This window comes from Streptomyces sp. C1-1 (assembly GCF_050214755.1).
Lineage (GTDB): Bacteria > Actinomycetota > Actinomycetes > Streptomycetales > Streptomycetaceae > Streptomyces.
The window spans coordinates 5,760,351-5,777,122 of the sequence record NZ_CP189826.1 but is presented as its reverse complement, the minus strand read 5'-3'; the positions used below and the strand labels follow the sequence as shown (position 1 = coordinate 5,777,122).

At 71.7% G+C, this 16,772-nt stretch carries 13 protein-coding genes; 2 read left to right on the top strand and 11 right to left on the bottom strand.

The genetic code is table 11. The annotated features are described in order from the left end of the window. Positions 1 to 36: 36 nt before the first annotated feature. The 6 genes from ACQF4J_RS26485 to ACQF4J_RS26460 form a co-directional block, all read right to left on the bottom strand. Positions 37 to 222 (bottom strand): DUF397 domain-containing protein, encoded by a 186-nt coding sequence (locus tag ACQF4J_RS26485; RefSeq protein ID WP_351565079.1) that lies wholly within the window; start codon positions 220 to 222, stop codon positions 37 to 39. Further along, positions 219 to 1,064 carry a helix-turn-helix domain-containing protein gene (locus ACQF4J_RS26480; protein ID WP_351565076.1) on the bottom strand — a complete coding sequence of 282 codons (846 nt, stop codon included), beginning with the start codon at positions 1,062 to 1,064 and terminating at the stop codon, positions 219 to 221. The genes ACQF4J_RS26485 and ACQF4J_RS26480 overlap by 4 nt, the downstream gene beginning before the upstream one ends. Positions 1,065 to 1,219: 155 nt before the next feature. Next, positions 1,220 to 1,774, bottom strand: a complete 555-nt coding sequence (locus ACQF4J_RS26475; protein WP_351565073.1) for an isochorismatase family protein — start codon at positions 1,772 to 1,774, stop codon at positions 1,220 to 1,222. A gap of 116 nt (positions 1,775 to 1,890) precedes the next feature. Continuing rightward, positions 1,891 to 2,184: a hypothetical protein gene (locus tag ACQF4J_RS26470; RefSeq protein ID WP_427166922.1), complete on the bottom strand. Its 294-nt coding sequence runs from the start codon at positions 2,182 to 2,184 to the stop codon at positions 1,891 to 1,893. 206 nt (positions 2,185 to 2,390) lie between these two features. Then, positions 2,391 to 4,610 (bottom strand): MMPL family transporter, encoded by a 2,220-nt coding sequence (locus ACQF4J_RS26465; RefSeq protein WP_427166921.1) that lies wholly within the window; start codon positions 4,608 to 4,610, stop codon positions 2,391 to 2,393. Positions 4,611 to 4,738: 128 nt separating this feature from the next. After that, positions 4,739 to 5,335: a TetR/AcrR family transcriptional regulator gene (locus tag ACQF4J_RS26460; protein ID WP_351565065.1), complete on the bottom strand. Its 597-nt coding sequence runs from the start codon at positions 5,333 to 5,335 to the stop codon at positions 4,739 to 4,741. A 156-nt stretch (positions 5,336 to 5,491) separates the two neighbouring features. Between ACQF4J_RS26460 and ACQF4J_RS26455 the strand changes: the two genes are divergently transcribed. Next, positions 5,492 to 8,740: a S41 family peptidase gene (locus ACQF4J_RS26455; protein WP_427166920.1), complete on the top strand. Its 3,249-nt coding sequence runs from the start codon at positions 5,492 to 5,494 to the stop codon at positions 8,738 to 8,740. A 93-nt stretch (positions 8,741 to 8,833) separates the two neighbouring features. On the opposite strand, the gene ACQF4J_RS26450 is transcribed toward ACQF4J_RS26455, so the two are convergent. The 4 genes from ACQF4J_RS26450 to ACQF4J_RS26435 all read right to left on the bottom strand — a co-directional run bounded on the left by ACQF4J_RS26450 (position 8,834) and on the right by ACQF4J_RS26435 (position 12,424). Next, complete coding sequence (locus ACQF4J_RS26450; RefSeq protein WP_351565059.1) at positions 8,834 to 9,019, bottom strand: hypothetical protein; 186 nt, start codon at positions 9,017 to 9,019, stop codon at positions 8,834 to 8,836. Between the two features lie 89 nt (positions 9,020 to 9,108). Beyond that, the gene (locus tag ACQF4J_RS26445) at positions 9,109 to 9,993 is read right to left on the bottom strand and encodes an SDR family oxidoreductase (protein ID WP_351565053.1); all 885 of its coding nucleotides are present in this window, start codon (positions 9,991 to 9,993) and stop codon (positions 9,109 to 9,111) included. Next, a complete protein-coding gene (locus ACQF4J_RS26440) occupies positions 9,990 to 10,907 on the bottom strand; it encodes an alpha/beta fold hydrolase (RefSeq protein WP_427166919.1) in 918 nt (305 codons plus the stop codon). Before ACQF4J_RS26440 ends, ACQF4J_RS26445 begins: the two co-directional genes overlap by 4 nt. Next, positions 10,904 to 12,424 carry a flavin-containing monooxygenase gene (locus ACQF4J_RS26435; RefSeq protein ID WP_427166918.1) on the bottom strand — a complete coding sequence of 507 codons (1,521 nt, stop codon included), beginning with the start codon at positions 12,422 to 12,424 and terminating at the stop codon, positions 10,904 to 10,906. Before ACQF4J_RS26435 ends, ACQF4J_RS26440 begins: the two co-directional genes overlap by 4 nt. A 128-nt stretch (positions 12,425 to 12,552) precedes the next feature. On the opposite strand from ACQF4J_RS26435, the gene ACQF4J_RS26430 reads away from it, so the two are divergent. Beyond that, on the top strand, positions 12,553 to 13,215 hold the full coding sequence (locus ACQF4J_RS26430; protein ID WP_351565043.1) for a MerR family transcriptional regulator: 663 nt from the start codon (positions 12,553 to 12,555) through the stop codon (positions 13,213 to 13,215). Between the two features lie 142 nt (positions 13,216 to 13,357). Here the strand turns inward: ACQF4J_RS26430 and ACQF4J_RS26425 are convergent, their stop codons facing one another. Continuing rightward, the gene (locus ACQF4J_RS26425; RefSeq protein ID WP_427166917.1) at positions 13,358 to 16,585 is read right to left on the bottom strand and encodes an AfsR/SARP family transcriptional regulator; all 3,228 of its coding nucleotides are present in this window, start codon (positions 16,583 to 16,585) and stop codon (positions 13,358 to 13,360) included. Positions 16,586 to 16,772: the final 187 nt, after the last annotated feature.

The following is a 16,772-nucleotide window of genomic DNA, read 5'->3' as shown; positions in this document are numbered from 1 at the left end:
ACGCTAGCGGCGGGTGTACCGGGCACGCGACCGAGTTCAGCGCGACACGTGGGTGAGGAAGGCGGACCAGGTGGTGGGGGCGACCGTGAGGTGCGCGGCCTGCGGGGCCTTGGAGTCGCGGACGTGGATCGTGGCGGGAGTGACGGCGACTTCGACGCAGTCGCCGGGTTCGCCGCTGTCGCTGTAGCTGCTCTTGAACCAGTGGAGGTCGGTTGCGCTCATAGTCTCCCCAGCACTTCTTCGATGAAGGCCGACGACTCCCCCGGCGGGAGGGCCTGGGCCCGGATCATCCCGTAACGCAGCTCAAGGATACGAAGGTCTCGGGGACTTGAGACCGGGCGGCCGTTGAATGCGCCGTCGGAGCGCCCGATCGCGGAGCCGTCGGCGAACTTCAGCAGCTGGATCAGACCCTGGGTTCCGGCGTGTTCCCTGCGGTGGGTCGGCATGACCTGGATCGTCACGTTCCGCAACCGGGCGACTTCCAGGAGATGCCGCAGCTGCCGACGCAGCACGTCCTCGCCGCCGTACGGACGTTCCAGCGTGACCTGTTCCATGACGAAGCTGAGCGTCGGGGCGGGCTCCCGTCCGAAGATCGACTTACGGGCCATGCGTGCGGCGACCTCACGTTCGATCACGTGCGGAGACAGCGGGGGCTGCGTCATCTCGAACAGCGCCGTCGCGTACTCCGGTGTCTGCAACAGCCCGTGGATGTTGTGGTTGCCGTACATCAGCAACTCCACCGCCCGAGCCTCCAGGCCGGCCAGCTCCCGCACCTTCTTCGGATACCGCGCCTTGCGCATGTCCTCCGTGAACGCCCGCAGATGGCCCTGCGCCTTGAGGACCGTGTCCGCCCTGTCCAGGAACTCCGGCCGCGGAATCCGCTGGCCCCGCTCCATCTTGCGGACCATGTCCTCGCCGTATCCCATGAGTTCACCGAACTCGGCAGGCCGCATACCCGCGCCTTCGCGGCACACCTTCAGCAGGTGCCCCACGGCCTGCACGATCGGCTCGATCTCGTCCCCCGGTTCCACATCCCAACCGGCCTCGTCCACGCCCTCGTTCATGACCACCTCCAACGCGCCCCGTACCCGAACGGCACCGCGGACAGCCGGGACAGCCCGAGACAAACGTCGGACAGTCACCGGCCGTCACGCAACGTCATCGATCACGGTAGGCGGAAGCGGTCGCCCCGGGCGGCGGGAACCGGGAAACCGGCGTCTCAGCCCCCGAACTTCACGTCCTTCGTGTCCGTCACCGCCGCCTTGCGCCCCGGCGCCCCCTGCCAGCGCCAGTACAGGTTCGTGTGGGCGATCACCTGCTCCGGCGGCGGGGCGCCCCACTCGCGCTGGTCGTTGGCGGTGTGCGCGTCGGCGACGAGCGTGACGTCGTAGCCCCGTACGAACGCGCCGTGGATCGTGGACCGGATGCAGGCGTCCGTCTCCGCGCCCGTGACGACGAGGTGGCCGACCCCCGCCTCGGCGAGGACCTGCTCCAGGTCGGTGGCCTCGAAGGAGTCGCCGTAGTTCTTGTGGACCAGGGGCTCGGAGTCGCGGCGCGGCAGTTCGGGGACGTACCGCCAGTCGTCGCTGCCCTTCTCCAGGCCCTCGTCGGAGTGCTGGACCCAGACGACCGGGACGTCCTCGGCCCGGGCCCTGTCGACGAGGGACGCGATGTTCGCGACGACGGCGTCCCGCTCGTGGGCGGACGCGACGACGCCCTGCTGGACGTCGATCACCAGCAGGGCGGTGCGGTGCCGTTCGGCAAGTGTGGTCATGCCGCCACGTTAGGCGGCGCCACTGACAACGGCCCGGCGCCTGCGGCGTTCCGCGAGCAGACCGCCCGCCGCGCCCAGGGAGACCAGGCCCGTCATCGCGGCGCCGAGGACGCCCTTCACGCCGTCCATCGTGAGGTACATGGCCGCCGCCGTTCCGCCGTTGAAGAGAAGAGGAACCACAGCGTGCCGGGGCGGCCCAGGAACGCCCTGATCCCGGGCTTCCGCGCGATGCGCGAGCCGGCGAGGAGCGCGAGGACCGTACCGACGGCCGTGACGACGTTCTTGCGGACGTCGTCGTCGATGACGGCACCCGCGCCCGCGCTCGCGGCGAGGCCGCCGGCGAAGCAGGTCCACAGGAGGAGGTCGGTGACGAACTTCTTGACGGCGGCGACTGCGGCGACGGCAGACATGGCGGGGCCCTTCCGGGAGGGGGAACGAGGAGGTCGGGGGTCTCTTCGACCCGGGCTCCACGATCCCGTCCGGCGCCCCGCGCAACGAGGGAGCGGCCTGCCGAACCCGGGGTGTAGCGCACTGCACCACCGCGTCCGGAAGGCCGCCCGTCATCCGGTCCTCAGGGCCCGCGAAGGCTCTCAGGACCGCGAAGGCCCTCGGGCCGTCAGGCCTTCACCAGCTCCCGGTCCTCGTCCGGATCCGAGTCCCGGTCGCCGTCGGCGCCGTCGAGGGTCCTCAGTCCCTCGCCCTCGACGTCCACGTTGGGCAGCGCCCGGTCCAGCCACTTCGGCAGCCACCAGGCCCTGCGGCCGAGCAGCGCCAGGACCGCCGGGACGATGGCCATGCGGACGATGAACGCGTCGAAGAAGACGGCGATGGCCAGGCCGAAGCCGATCATCTTGATCATGGACTCACTGGAGGTGATGAAGCCTCCGAAGACGGCGATCATGATGACCGCTGCGGCCGCCACGACCCGCGCGCTGTGCCGGAATCCGGTGACCACGGCCTGGCCGGGCGTCTCTCCGTGGACGTACGCCTCGCGCATACGGGTCACGAGGAACACCTCGTAGTCCATGGCCAGGCCGAAGACCACGCCCACCATGAAGATCGGCATCATCGACATGATCGGGCCGGTCTGCTCGACCCCGAGCAGCCCGCCGAGCCAGCCCCACTGGAAGACCGCGACCACCGCGCCGAGCGCGGCCAGCACGCTGAGCAGGAAGCCGAGGGCCGCCTTCAGCGGGACCAGGATCGAGCGGAACACCGCGATCAGCAGCAGGAACGCGAGACCGACCACCAGGCCCAGATACGGGATCAGCGCGTCGTTGAGCTTCTGCGAGAAGTCGATGTTCATGGCCGTGGTGCCGGTGACCAGAACCTTCGCGTCGGAGTCGGCCCTGACGTCCGCGCCCTTGTCGCGGATCGCGTGCACCAGGTCCTCGGTCTGCGTGGAGGACGGCTTGGAGCCCGGGACCACGGTGATCATCGCGGTGTCGCCGGCCTTGTTGAAGACCGCCGGGGTGACCGTCGTGACGTCCTTCAGGCCCTTGATGTCGTCGCCGACACGGGTCGCCGCCGCCTTGGGGTCGTCGCTGCCCTTGGCGTCGACGACGATCATCAGGGGGCCGTTGAAGCCGGGTCCGAAGCCCTCGGACAGCAGGTCGTAGGCGCGCCGCTGCGTCGTGGACGTCGGCTGCGAACCGTCGTCGGGCAGGCCCAGTTCCAGCTGGGTGGCCGGGACGGCGACCGCGCCGAGGCCGACCACGCCGAGCAGCAGTACGGCGGCCGGGCGCCGTACGACAAAGCTGGCCCAGCGCTCGCCCAGGCCGGGCTTGGCGGAGCGGGCGCCGTCGGTCCTGCGGCGCTTCTCGCCCGCCGGCCTGACCTTGCGGCCGGCGTAGCCGAGCAGCGCCGGGATCATGGTCAGCGCGATGAGGACGGCCACCAGGACGGTGCCGGCCGCCGCGAGGCCCATCTTGGTCAGCATCGGGACGCCGACGACCGACAGGCCGGCCAGCGCGATCACGACCGTCAGGCCGGCGAAGACCACCGCGGAGCCGGCCGTGCCGGCCGCCCGGCCGACCGCCTCCTCGCGGCTGCGGCCCTCGGCGAGTTCGCCGCGGTAGCGGGAGACGATGAACAGCGCGTAGTCGATGCCGACCGCGAGCCCGATCATCAGGGCGAGGGTGGAGGTGGTGTCGCCGAGGTCGAGCGCCTTGGCGAGGGCGGTGATGCCGGAGACGCCGATGCCGACGCCGATGATCGCCGTCAGCAGCGGCAGTCCGGCGGCGACGAGTGAGCCGAGGGTGATGACGAGGACGACGGCGGCGATGGCGAGGCCGACGACCTCTCCGGCCGCGCCCGGTTCGGCGCCCGCCTGCAGCGCGTCGCCGCCGATCTCGACGGTCAGCCCGGCGTCCCGCGCCTGCTGGGCGGTGTCCTCCAGGGCGGTGCGGGAGGCGTCCTTGAGTTCCATGCCGGACTTGTCGTACCGCACGGACGCGTATGCCACCGTGCCGTCCTTGCTGACGGCGTGCGCGGTGTACGGGTCGGCGACGGAGGTGACCTCGGAGCCGTCGGCCAGCTCCTTCACCGTCTTCTCGACCGCCGCCTTGTTGGCGGCGTCGGTCATCTTCTCGCCACCGGGCGCCTTGAAGACGACGCGGGCGGTGGCACCGTCGGAACTGGAGCCGGGGAAGCGCTGGTCCAGCAGGTCGAAGGCTTTCTGCGCTTCCGTGCCCGGAATGGAGAAGGAGGTGGAGCCGGCCGCGGGCGCGTTGGCCGCGGCGACGCCCGCGAACGTCAGCAGCGCCACCCAGAACAGTGCGACGAAGTGCCGTCGCCGGAAGGCGAACCGGCCGAGTCGATAGAGGAACGTGGCCACGTGGGCGTACTCCCGGTCAGGTCGTGGGGTGTTTCGGAGCAGGGGTGATCACCCGGCGGGGAGGCACGGATGACCGTCCCGACGACTTGAGCGGCGACGTCAGGTGGCGGGGAGGGGGTGGGGAGGGGTCAGACGCCGAGGGCCGGAAGGACCACGGCGTCGATGTAGGAGAGAAGGAACGCCTGCGTCGGCGGCTGCTCGTCGATCATCGTGCGGGCGGCGAACCCGCCGATCATCATGTGCATCACGTAGTCGATCGCGGGGTTGTCCGCACGGACCTCGCCCCGGTCGATCGCCCGTTGCAGCACACGGCGGAACTCCGCCATCTCCGGCTCGATCAGATACTCCCTGAACGCCTTCAGCAGGTCCGGGTTGCCATGGATGGCCATGGCCAGACCTCGCATCAGCGCGGAGTTCTGCTCCATCTCGCAGTCGTCCGAACGCATGGTCAGGGCGTGCAGGTCGCCCCTGAGCGACCCGGTGTCGATCTCACCGAGACCGAAGCCGCCCGGCTTGTTGTGCCGCACCGCCTTCGCGACCAGCTCGGCCTTGCCGCCCCACTGGCGGTAGAGCGTCGCCTTGCTGGACTTGGTGCGGGCCGCCACGGCGTCCATGGTGAGGGCGTCGTAGCCGACCTCCCTGAGCAGGTCGAGCACGGCCTCGTACAGCTCGGCCTCGCGCTCGGGCGTGATGCGACTGCGACGCGCGGTTGTCACCTCGGTCATGCCACTCACCTTCCCGCTCGGGACGTTCGTTTCTTCGTACGTTCACGAAGATACCCCCCAGCCGAGCGAAACGAAACCGTTTCGTACGTGTCTTGGCTCACGAACATGAAGGACACATAAGTTGCCCGGCCCGATTTGCCGGAAAAGCATGAGGAGGTGAGCTATCTGCGCCTGCCGCACCTGAGCGGTGACCTGTTGTGCTTCGTGGCCGAGGACGACCTCTGGCTGGCCCCCCTCGACGGCCCGGGGCGCGCCTGGCGCCTCACCGTCGACCGTACGAAGACCGGCCATCCGCGCTTCTCGCCGGACGGCGCCGCCATCGCCTGCACGAGCTGGCGCAGCCTGGTGCCGGAGATCCACGTGCTGCCGGTGGACGGCGGGCCCAGCAGGCAGCTCACCCACTGGGGCTCCGCCGACACCCAGGTCTGCGGCTGGACCCCGCAGGGCACCATCCTGGCCGTCGCCTCCCACGGCGAGCCCTTCTCCTACTTCACCTGGGCCTACAAGGTCTCCCCCGACGGCGACCCCGGCCGCAAGCTCCCCTGGGGCCCGGTCTCCGACATCCAGGTCGCCGAGATCGCCGGCGAGCGCAAGACCCTGCTGCTCACCGGCACCCCGCCGCACGAGCCGGCCGCCTGGAAGCGGTACCGGGGCGGGGCGACGGGCCGGCTGTGGTTCCACGGCGAACGGCTGCTCGAGGGTCTGGAGGGCCACCTCCACTCCCCGATGTTCGTCGGCGGCCGGATCGCCTTCCTCTCCGACCACGAGGGCATCGGCAACCTGTACTCGTGCGCGTACGACGGCTCCGACCTGCGCCGCCACACCGATCACGACGCCTTCTACGCCCGGCACGCCTCCAGCGACGGCACCCGGGTGGTCTACCAGTGCGCCGGGGACCTGTGGATCGTCGACGACCTCGCCGCCGAGCCGCGCAGACTCGACGTGCGGCTGAGCGGGCCGCGCGCCGGACGCCGCGGCTACCAGGTGCCGGCCGGACAGCACGTCAACGGCCTCTCCGTCGACGAGACCGGCCGCGCGAGCGCCGTCGTCGTACGCGGCAGCCTGTACTGGCTCACCCACCGCGACGGACCCGCCCGCACGATCACGGACACCCCCGGCGTGCGGGTCCGGCTCCCGGAGATGCTGGGCTCGACCGGCCAGGTCGCCTACGTGACGGACGCGGAGGGCGACGACGCCGTCGAGATCGCCCAGCTGCCGCGCGCGAGCGGCGACCGGGAGCCGCGCCGCCTGGCCTCCGGGGAGCTGGGCCGCGTCCTGGAACTGGTCTCCGACCCCCGGGGCGAGCGCCTTGCCCTCGCCTCGCACGACGGGCGCCTGCTGCTGATCGACGCCACCGAGGACTCCAACGGCGAGGTGACCGAGCTGATCCGGTCGGTCAACGGCCCCGTGCGGGACCTCGCCTTCTCGCCGGACGGGGGGTGGCTGACGTGGTCGCACCCGGGGATCGGCCGGACCCTGCGCCAGATCAAGATGGCCCGTATCGCCCCCAAGGGCCGGGCGGAACGGCTGGTCGTGGACGTGACCAACGGCCGCTTCGAGGACGAGAACCCGGTGTTCACCAGGGACGGCCGCTATCTGGCGTTCCTCTCCTGGCGCGGCTTCGATCCGGTCTACGACGTCCACACCGGGGACCTGTCCTTCCCGCTCGGCTGCCGTCCCTACCTGGTCCCGCTGTCGTCCGCGACCCCCTCCCCCTTCGCGCTGAACCCGGAGGGCCGGCCGGCCGCCGGCGGGCTGGACCCCGTCGACGAGGAGGAGGGCGACGGCGCGGTGACCGTCGAGGTCGAGGGGCTGGAGAACAGGGTCACGCCCTTCCCGGTCGCCGCCTCGAAGTACTCGGCGCTGTATCCGGTGGCGGGCGGCGGGCTGGTCTGGCTGCGCTGGCCGATCTCGGGCGCGCTCGGCGAGACCTTCGTCAACCCGGACGACACCAGCGGCCGGCCGACGCTGGAGCACTTCAACATCAGCAAGGCGAAAAAGTCCGAACTGGTCGACCACCTCGACTGGTTCGCGGTCAGCGGCGACGGCACCCGCCTGGTGGTGGTCGACGAGGGCGATCTGCGCGCGGTCCCCTCGAGCGAGTCGGGCGACGGGGACACGACGGTCTGGATCGACCTGCGCCGCATCCTGCACGAGGTCGACCCGGCGGCCGAGTGGCGCCAGTCGTACGAGGAGGCGGGCCGGCTGATCCGGGCCTACTTCTGGGACCCGGGGATGTGCGGCGTCGACTGGGCCGCAGTGCTCGACCAGTACCGTCCGCTGGTCGAACGGGTCGCGTCCCCGGACGAGTTCGCCGACCTGCTGCGCGAGGTGCTGGGCGAACTGGGCACCTCCCACGCCTACGTCACCGCCGCCCGCCGCAACGAGGGACCGCCCCACTACCAGCGCCGGCAGGGCCTGCTGGGCGCCAACTTCGTCCGCAGGGACGCGGGTTGGGTGGTCAGGCGGATCCTGCCCGGCGACTCCTCGGACTCCAAGGCGCGCTCCCCGCTGGCGGGCACGGGAATCCGTGAGGGCGCCGTCCTCACCCATGTCGACGGCCGGCCGGTGGACCCGCTGACCGGGCCGTATCCGCTGCTGGCGGGCGCGGGCGGCACGACCGTCGAGCTCACCTTCACGCCCGCGGAGGGCGAGGCTGGCCGCTCACGCCGGGTCGCCGTGGTCCCCCTGGTCGACGAACGCCCCCTGCGCTACCAGGACTGGGTCGCCAAACGCCGGGCTGTCGTAAGGGAGTTGAGCGGCGGACGCTGCGGCTACCTGCACATCCCGGACATGGGCGGCTCGGGCTGGGCCCAGTTCAACCGGGACCTGCGGATGGAGGTGTCCCGCCCCGCCCTCATCGTCGACGTGCGCGGCAACGCGGGCGGGCACATCAGCGAACTGGTGGTGGAGAAGCTGACCCGCACCATCATCGGCTGGGACCTGACGCGGAACGCCCAGCCGGTGTCGTACGCCTCCAACGCCCCGCGCGGCCCGGTGGTCGCCCTCGCCGACGAGGCGACCTCCTCCGACGGCGACATGATCACGGCGGCCTTCAAACTCCTGAAGCTCGGCCCCGTCATCGGCCAGCGCACCTGGGGCGGAGTGGTCGGCATGACCGGCCGCCACGAACTGGGCGACGGCACGGTGATCACGGTCCCGATGAACGCGGCGTGGTTCGACGCGTACGGCTGGGGCGTGGAGAACCGGGGCGTGACCCCGGACCTGGAGATCCTCCGCACCCCCCTGGACTGGGCGGAGGGCCGCCACGCCCAACTGGACGACGCGGTCCAACTGGCCGTGGAACTCCTGGAGTCCAACCCCCCGGCAACTCCCCCGGACTATTCAGATGTCCCCAACAGATCCCGCCCCAAGCTCCCTGCCAGGACAACGCCCCACTCCTGAGGGGGCGCGGGGAACCGCGCACAGAACGGGGAAGTGGGGCGCCCCGCAAACGCAGGGCACCCCACTCAACCTCGACCAAGCCGAACGCAGCGACTAGGCGTCGAAGTCCTCGTCGAGCCGGTCCTGCTCCTCGCGCATCCGCTCCGGCTGCTCGTCACGCATGCGGTCCCGGTCCTGCCGGCCACGCTGCTGGCCCTGCTCCCTGGCCTCCTGGGCCTTCTGCTTGGCCTGCTGCTGCCACTGCTCCGACTGGTCCTGGAACTTGTCCTTCATACCCATGTGGGTTCACTCCCGTATCGAGTGGGGGGAAGAGCCCCTGAGCGGGGCCTTCATCAGATTCACACGGGCGGACACAGCGCGCATTTCGATCAGTTACGGTGCGTAGCCCGGGCCTCCTCGTCGGCCGCCCCACCTGCGCCGACGAGCCCCTGCCGCATCCCCGCCAACCGGGGCGCGAACCGCTTCATCTCCCGCTGCCCGACCGACCCGATGATCCCCGGCAGGTACCCGCGCACGCCCTGCATCCCGCGCAGCCACCACTGCCCGTACACATGGCTGGAGCGCCGCTCGATGCCGGCCACGAGGCGGTCGACGGCCGGGCCCAGCGGATAGGTCTTGTTGGACGGCCACGGCAGCCGCTGCCGCAACTCCCGCATGACCTCGTCCTGGTCGGCGCCGCGCACCATGTCCGTGTCGGTCCACGACAGATAGCCGACGCCGACCCGTACGCCCTTGTAGCCGACCTCGGCCCGCAGGCTGTGCGCGTACGCCTCCACACCGGACTTGGAGGCGCAGTACGCGGTCATCATCGGTGCCGGGGTGATCGCGGCGAGGGAGGCGATCTGCAGCAGATAGCCGCGGCTCTCCATCAGAACGGGCAGGAACGCGCGGGCGGTCACGGCGGATCCGATGAGGTTCACCTCGATGACCCGCCGCCACGCCTCGGGGTCGGAGTCCACGAAGGGGCCGCCGGTCGCCACTCCGGCGTTGGCGACCACGATGTCGACCTTCCCGAAGCGCTCCTTGACCTCCTGCGCGACCCGGGCCATCGCCTCGTGGTCGGTGACGTCGGCGTACCAGTGGTCGCTCTCGCTGTGCAGCCGTTCGGAGACCTGTTTGAGGGCGTCCGGTTCCAGCCCCACCAGCGCCACCTTGGCGCCGCGCGCCGACAGTTTGCGGGCGAGCAGCTCGCCCACTCCCCGCGCGGCGCCCGTGACGACGGCGACCTGTCCCTCGAGGCTGACCTTGCTCATGCGCCCTCCTTGATCGTTGCGTACGTCGTCACGAGGTCCCGGATGCGGCCGCTGACCAGATCCGGCGCCTCGACCGGCGTCATGTGGCCGAGCCCCGGCAGCTCGGTCGAGTCCACGCAGTTCGGCAGCGCGGCCACCAGCGCCCGCGCGTGCACGGGCGGGGTGAGCCGGTCGGCGGTCCCGTGGACGACGGCCGTCGGCACCCTCAACTCCCGTACGCCGTGGTCGAGATCGAGCAGGTCGAGGACGTTCGACCAGGCGTGGCGCACCTTGCGCGGACACGCGTGCACGATCCGCGCGCACGCCTCCACCATGTGCGGTGCCGAACCCGGCCCCATCGTCCCGTACTTGAGGATCCGTCGGGCGAGGGGCGTCACCGGCCCGAGCGGGGCCCGCGCCCCGAGGATGTTCCGGGTCAGCCAGGTCCGCAGCCGGCCGGGCCGCATGGGAACGACGGTCGACTCGGCGACCAGCCGCGAGGAGCCGGTGCTGCACAGCAGAACGGCCGCCGCGTGCTCCCGGAAGACGGGCCGGGTCGAGGCCGCCATCACCGTCATGCCGCCCATGGAGTGACCGGCGATCACGGCCTTCTCGCCGGGCGCGAGGGTCGCCTTCAGCACGGCTTCGAGGTCGTCGGCGAGGGCGTCGGTGGTGCAGGCGGGGCTCGCCGGGCTGCGTCCGTGGCCGCGCTGGTCGTAGGCGATGACGCGGTGGTCGGCGGCGAGGTCCCGGATCTGCGCGGCCCAGAAGGCGGTGGAGCAGGTCCAGCCGTGGGCGAGGACGACGGCGGGGGCGTCCTCGGGTCCATGCACCTCGACGTGGAGGGCGGCGCCGTCGGCGGAGGTGACGGTGAGCACGCGGACGGGCTCGGGCGGCGCGTACGGCCCGGAGGAGACGTGCATGAGGCGGCTCACGCGGACACCTCCTTCTTCGCCGAGTCCCCGGCCGTCCCCTTCGCCGCCGGTTCGCGCACGAGTTCGTACTCCGCGAGGTCCACCCGCCGCGTCGCCCGCCGGAACTCGGTGGTCGTACCCGGCCAGATGGTGGTGTTGCGGCCGTTCGCGTCCATGTACCAGCTGGTGCAGCCGCCGGTGTCCCAGACCGTGCGCTTCATGCGCTCCTGCACCCGCCGGGTCCAGGCGGAGACGGCGCTCGGGCGGGCGTCGAGGGCCGCGCGGCCGCCCAGCACGTCCAGCTGCCGCAGGAAGTCGACCATGTAGTTGAGCTGCGACTCGATCATGAGGATCATCGAGGAGTTGCCGAGCCCGGTGTTGGGCCCGATGACGGTCATCCAGTTGGGGAAGCCCGGCACGGACGCCCCGCGCAGCGCCTCCATCCCGCCCTTCCAGGTCTCGGCGAGCGTCCGGCCGTCCGCGCCCACGACCCGCTCCGCGATCGGCATGTCGGTGACGTGGAACCCGGTGCCGAAGATGATCGCGTCGACCTCGGCCTCGGTGCCGTCGGCGGCCACGACCGTCGACCCGCGGACCTCGCTCAGCCCGCCGGCGGCGACGTCCACGTTGGGCTTGGCGAGCGCCGGGTAGTACGTGCTGCTCAGCAGGATCCGCTTGCAGCCGATGCGGTAGTCGGGAGTCAGCTTGGCGCGCAGGGCCGGGTCCTTGATGGCCCGGGCCATGTTTCGTTTCGCCAACTGCTCGACGAAACCGAGCTCGTTGGGGTGCTTGGTGAACGCCTGGACCTGCAGCTCCCTGATGCCCCACAGCAGTCCGCGGCGGGCCTGCGCGGTGAAGGGCAGCGCCCGGTGCAGGGCCCGCTCGGCGCCGCTGATGGCCCGGTCGACGCGGGGCATGACCCACGGCGGGGTGCGCTGGAAGAGGGTGAGCCGGGAGACCTCGGGCTGGATGCTCGGCACGATCTGGATGGCCGACGCGCCCGTCCCCACCATCGCGACGCGCTTGCCGCGCAGGTCGTAGTCGTGGTCCCAGCGGGCGGAGTGGAAGACCTTGCCGGGGAAGGAGTCCAGCCCGGGGATCTCGGGGATCTTGGGATCGGACAGTGGCCCGGTGGCGGAGACGACGAAGTCGGCCGAGAGGCTTCCCCCGGCCGTCTCGATGTCCCAGCGCAGTTTCTCGCCGTTCCAGGTCATCCGCTTCACCTCGGAGTCGAAGCGGATGTGCGGGCGCAGCCCGAAGAGGTCCGTGACGTGCTCGAGGTAGGAGTGGATGTGCTCCTGCCCGGAGAAGGTGCGCGGCCAGTCCGGGTTGGGGGCGAAGGAGAAGGAGTACAGGTGCGAGGGCACGTCGCAGGCGCACCCGGGGTAACTGTTGTCGCGCCAGGTGCCGCCGACGCTGCTCGCCCGCTCCAGCACCACGAAGTCCGTGACGCCCTCGCGCCGCAGCCGTACGGCGGCGCCGAGCCCGCCGAACCCGGACCCGATCACCGCCACCCGCACATGCTCCCGCTCAGCCATGCCGACGCCCTTCCCTCACGCGACCATGCCAGTGAATACTGGCGCAGTGGGAGGTTAGAACAGCTCCGTACCGATGGGTAGGGGGCGGGGCCAGGAAAGTTACCGCGGGTACAACGTAGGGTTCGGGCGTGGCTGACAAGCGTGAGTACCGCATGGAGGAACTGGCCCGCCTGGCCGGCATCACGGTGCGCACCCTGCGCTTCTACCGCGAACGCAAGCTGATCCCGCCGCCCCGCCGCGAGGGCCGCATCGCCTGGTACGACGACGACCACCTGGCCCGTCTGCGCACGATCGCGGCACTGCTGGAGCGCGGCCACACCCTCACCGGCATCGCGGAACTGGCCGAGGCCCTGGACCACGGCCGTGACGTCGCCGACCTGCTGGGCGTCGAGCCGACCGAGGAGGAGCCGGTCCGGCTCACTCCCGAGGAACTCGCCGCCCGCTTCGAGGGACAGGTCACCACGGAGAACCTCGCCGCCGCCCTCGACCTCGGCTACCTCGGCACCGACGGCGGCGAGATCGTCCACATCAGCCGGCGCCTGCTCGACGTCTCCTCCGCGCTGGTCCGCGAGGGCATCCCGCTCGCCGAGGTCCTGCAGGCGGGCGCCCACGTCCGCGAGCACGCCGACGCCCTGGCCGAGATGTTCGCCGAACTGGTCCTGCGCCACGGTCCCGAGGAGGACCTGCACCGCCTGCGCCCGCTCGCGCGGAGCGTGATCGAGGCGGAAATGTCCCTGGCACTGGACCGACGGCTCGGACAGTTGACGAATAAACGGAAATCCGAGCGGTAAAACGTCTCAGCGGTCGCACTCCTTCCGCTAGTCTTTCCCCGCAGATTCGAACTGAATTTGCGCAAACATTTGTACGCGTCAGGGAGTGAAGTGCCCAGAGGTTCGCTTGCCGCGGTCGCGCTCTGCACCGCGCTTATTTACGTCATGAACATGACCGCAGCGTATGCGGAGTGCATTTGGTAGCCGCCAGGAGCCGACGCAGTTCCTCCGCCTCGGCCACCACCCCCAACCGCTGGTAGAGCGCCAGCGCGTCCTCCGCATGGGCGCGGGCGGCGGACACGTTCCGCAGCGAGAGACAGGTCCGGGAAATCCCCGCCAGAGCGTGCGCCGAGCAGAGCGAATAGCTGTACTTTCTCGCTATCTCCAGCGCGCTTCGATACGTCTCCAATGCTTCGTTCCACCGCCCCGCCCGGCACTGCGTGTCGGCGACTCCGAGCAATGCCCTTTGTCTCTCGTATGAATTATCGATTCTTCGGGAGACTTTCTCCGCCGCGTGGAAATGCGCGAGGGCGTCGTCCGTCCGCCCCGCCGCCGCGCACGTCTCGCCCAGGCAGATGAGCGTGTTCACCTCGCCGATGGCGTCCCCGCCCGCCCGGTGACCGGCCAGGGCCCGCCGGAAACAGGTGAGGGCCAGGGCCGACTGACCGGTGGCCTGCAGAACGGCGCCCAGGTTCATGTGGATCACGGCCAGCTCCTTGCGGCCGCCGACGTCCCGCATCAGGGCCAGCGCCTGCTCGTAGTGGTGCCGGGCCTCCGGGTAGCGCTTCGTGGCCATGAGGATGTCGCCCGTGTTGTTCCAGGCGATCGCCTCCCCGGTCACGTCGCCGAGCTCCCGGCTGATGTCCAGCACCGTGGCAAAGCGCCGCATGGCCTCCCCGTACTCCGCCCGGTGCACCGACGCCGTCCCCTGCACGTTCAGCGTCGCCGCCACCCCGTGCCGGTCCCCCACCCGCCGGTACAGCTCCAGGGCCCGGTCCAGTTCCCGCAGACACGCCTCGCCCCGCCCGGCCCCGAGGTGGGCGCGGCCGATCTCCAGCAGTGCGTCCGCGCGACCCCGGTCGTCGTCGAGATCCTCGAACAGGGCCGACGCCTCCGTCGCCGCGGCGAGGGCCGCCGCGTGGTTCTCCCGGGCCAGCGCGCCCGCCCGCTCCACCAGGAGCTGGGCGAGGGCGGCACCGTCGCCGCCCGGCCGGAGCACCGCCAGGGCCGCCTCGTGCAGCTCCGCGGTGATGTCGTGGGTGCCCCAGCGCCTGAGGGAGTGGGCCAGGACGTGCGGGAACAGCACGGCGTACTCCGGGAACTCGGCCGCCGCCGTGCGCGCCACGGCCAGCAGGTTGGCCCGCTCCACGCTCAGCCACACCGCCGCCGCGTCGACCGCGGCCCCGCTGTCATGCGCGGCGGAGAAGTCCGCGGCGCACGGGGAGCCGAGCTCCGGCGGCACCTGCCGTCTGCGGCGGCGGGGATGGACCAGCCGGTCCGCGCGGTCGGCGGTGGTGAGGAAGTACGCCATGAGCCGGCGCAGCGCCGCGCGCCGCGCCGGCTCCGGATCCTCGCACCGGCCCAGACGCAACCCGAAGGCGCGCGCCAGGTCGTGGAGCCGGTACCGGTCCCGGACGGGCTCGTCCAGCAGATGACGGTCCAGCAGCGAGTCCGCCGCGCGCCGCACGGCACCCGCGTCCGCCTCCCCCGACAGCGCCGTCGCCGCCTCCAGCGTGATGTCCGGGCCAGGATGCAGCGCCAGCCGGCGGAACAGCCGCCGGGCCGCCGGATCGAGATCGGCGCAGCTCAGCCGCAGGGCGGCGGCGACACGTTCACCGAACTCGTCGAGGCGGTCGTCGGCGCGGGCGAGCCGGTCGACGACGTACTCCAGGTCCCAGGTGTCCCGGTGCCGGAACCGGCCGGCCAGCAACTGCAGGGTCAGCGGATGGCAGGCGCACAGTTCGACGACGCGGCGCAGGGTGGCGGTGTCCGAGACCCGGGCCGCGCCCGCGACCCGCGCGAACAGCAAGGCGGCCTCCGACACGGACAGCACGTCCAGCGGCAGGAAGCCGGCGCCGTCCAGGTCGGCGAGCACGTTGCGGCTGGCCACGATCGCCCGGCAGCGCGGCGAACCCGGCAGGAGCGGCCGTACCTGCTCGGCGTCTCGCGCGTTGTCGAGGACGACCAGGACACGACGGTGCGCGGTCCACTCCCGCCAGCGCGCGATCCGCTCGTCGAGGGTGGCGGGCAGCGGGTCGGGCACGCCGGCGGCGTGCAGCAGGAACGCCAGGGCGTCGGCGGGCTCGTACGGCGGCTGGTCGCTGTAGGCCCGCAGGTCGACGTAGAACCGGCCGTCCGGGTAGCGGGCGCGCAGGCGGTGCGCGGCGTGGACGATCAGCGCGGACTTCCCCACGCCGGGCATGCCGTGCACGACGGTGAGCGGCAGCGCCGTGCCGTGGCCGTCGGGGGTCGGGTCGGCGAGCAACAGCTCCAGCTCGCTCGTGCGGCCGGTGAAGTCCCGGGTGTCCCGCGGCAGGCTGCTGCCGCTCGCGCCGTCGGACTCCCCCGGTGCTGGGGCGCCGGGCGGTGGGGAAGACGGCGTGAGGGCGGTGGCCCGAAGCGGCGGGTCCGAGAGCGCCGGGTCCTGGGCGAGGATGCGGACGTGCAGGCTCTGCAGGTCGGCGCCCGGGTCGATGCCCAGCTCGTCGCGCAGACGGCGCCGGGTGCCGCCGTACACGGCGAGTGCCTCGTCGTCGCGGCCCGAGCGGTGCAGGGCCAGCATCAGCGCGGCCACGGCCTGCTGGGCGAGCGGGTTCTGCGAGACCAGTTCGTGCAGTTCGCCGACGAGGTCGGCGTGCCGGCCCAGTTCCAGCTCCAGCCGGATGCGTTCCTCGCGCACCCGGCGGTGGTCCTCGGTCAGCCGGGCCCGCACCGAGGCCGCCCAGTCGCCGCCGAACTCCGCGAACGGCTCTCCGCGCCACAGTGCCGCCGCGGTGTGCAGCAGTCCCACGGCGTACTCCCGCTCCCCGCGCCCGGCGGCGGCCCGCGCCTCGGCGCGCAGCCGCTGGAACCGTACGAGGTCCACGTCGTCCGGGCCCTCCACCCGCAGCCGGTAACGGCCCGGTGAGGTGCGCTCGACCTGGGCCAGCGCGCCGACCGCGCGGTCGAGGCGGGTGCGCAGCCGGGAGAGGTAGGTGCGCAGGGTGTCCACGGCGGTCGGGGGCGGGTCCTCGTCGTCCCAGACCCGGTCGACCAGGGTGTCCACGGAGACCGGGTCCCCCCGGGCGTACAGCAGCACGGCCAGCACACAGCGCTCTTTGACCGAGCCGAGCGGGTACTGGTGCCCCTGGTGCCACAGTTCGAGAGGCCCCAGTGCAAGAAGGTCCACCACGTCCCCCAGGTGGTTTCCGCGGAGCGTACGGACACCTGTTCACCTTCACGGTGCCGCAGCGGGTGAGGGGCCACAGGGGGCGGGACAGGGCGCACGGGCGCGTGAGGGGCGCATGCGGGAACCGGGCTCCCCGCTTCCGCCGCCGTGCAAGGTTTCTGCAAGGCCGCCGTCCATCCCCCGTGGGCAG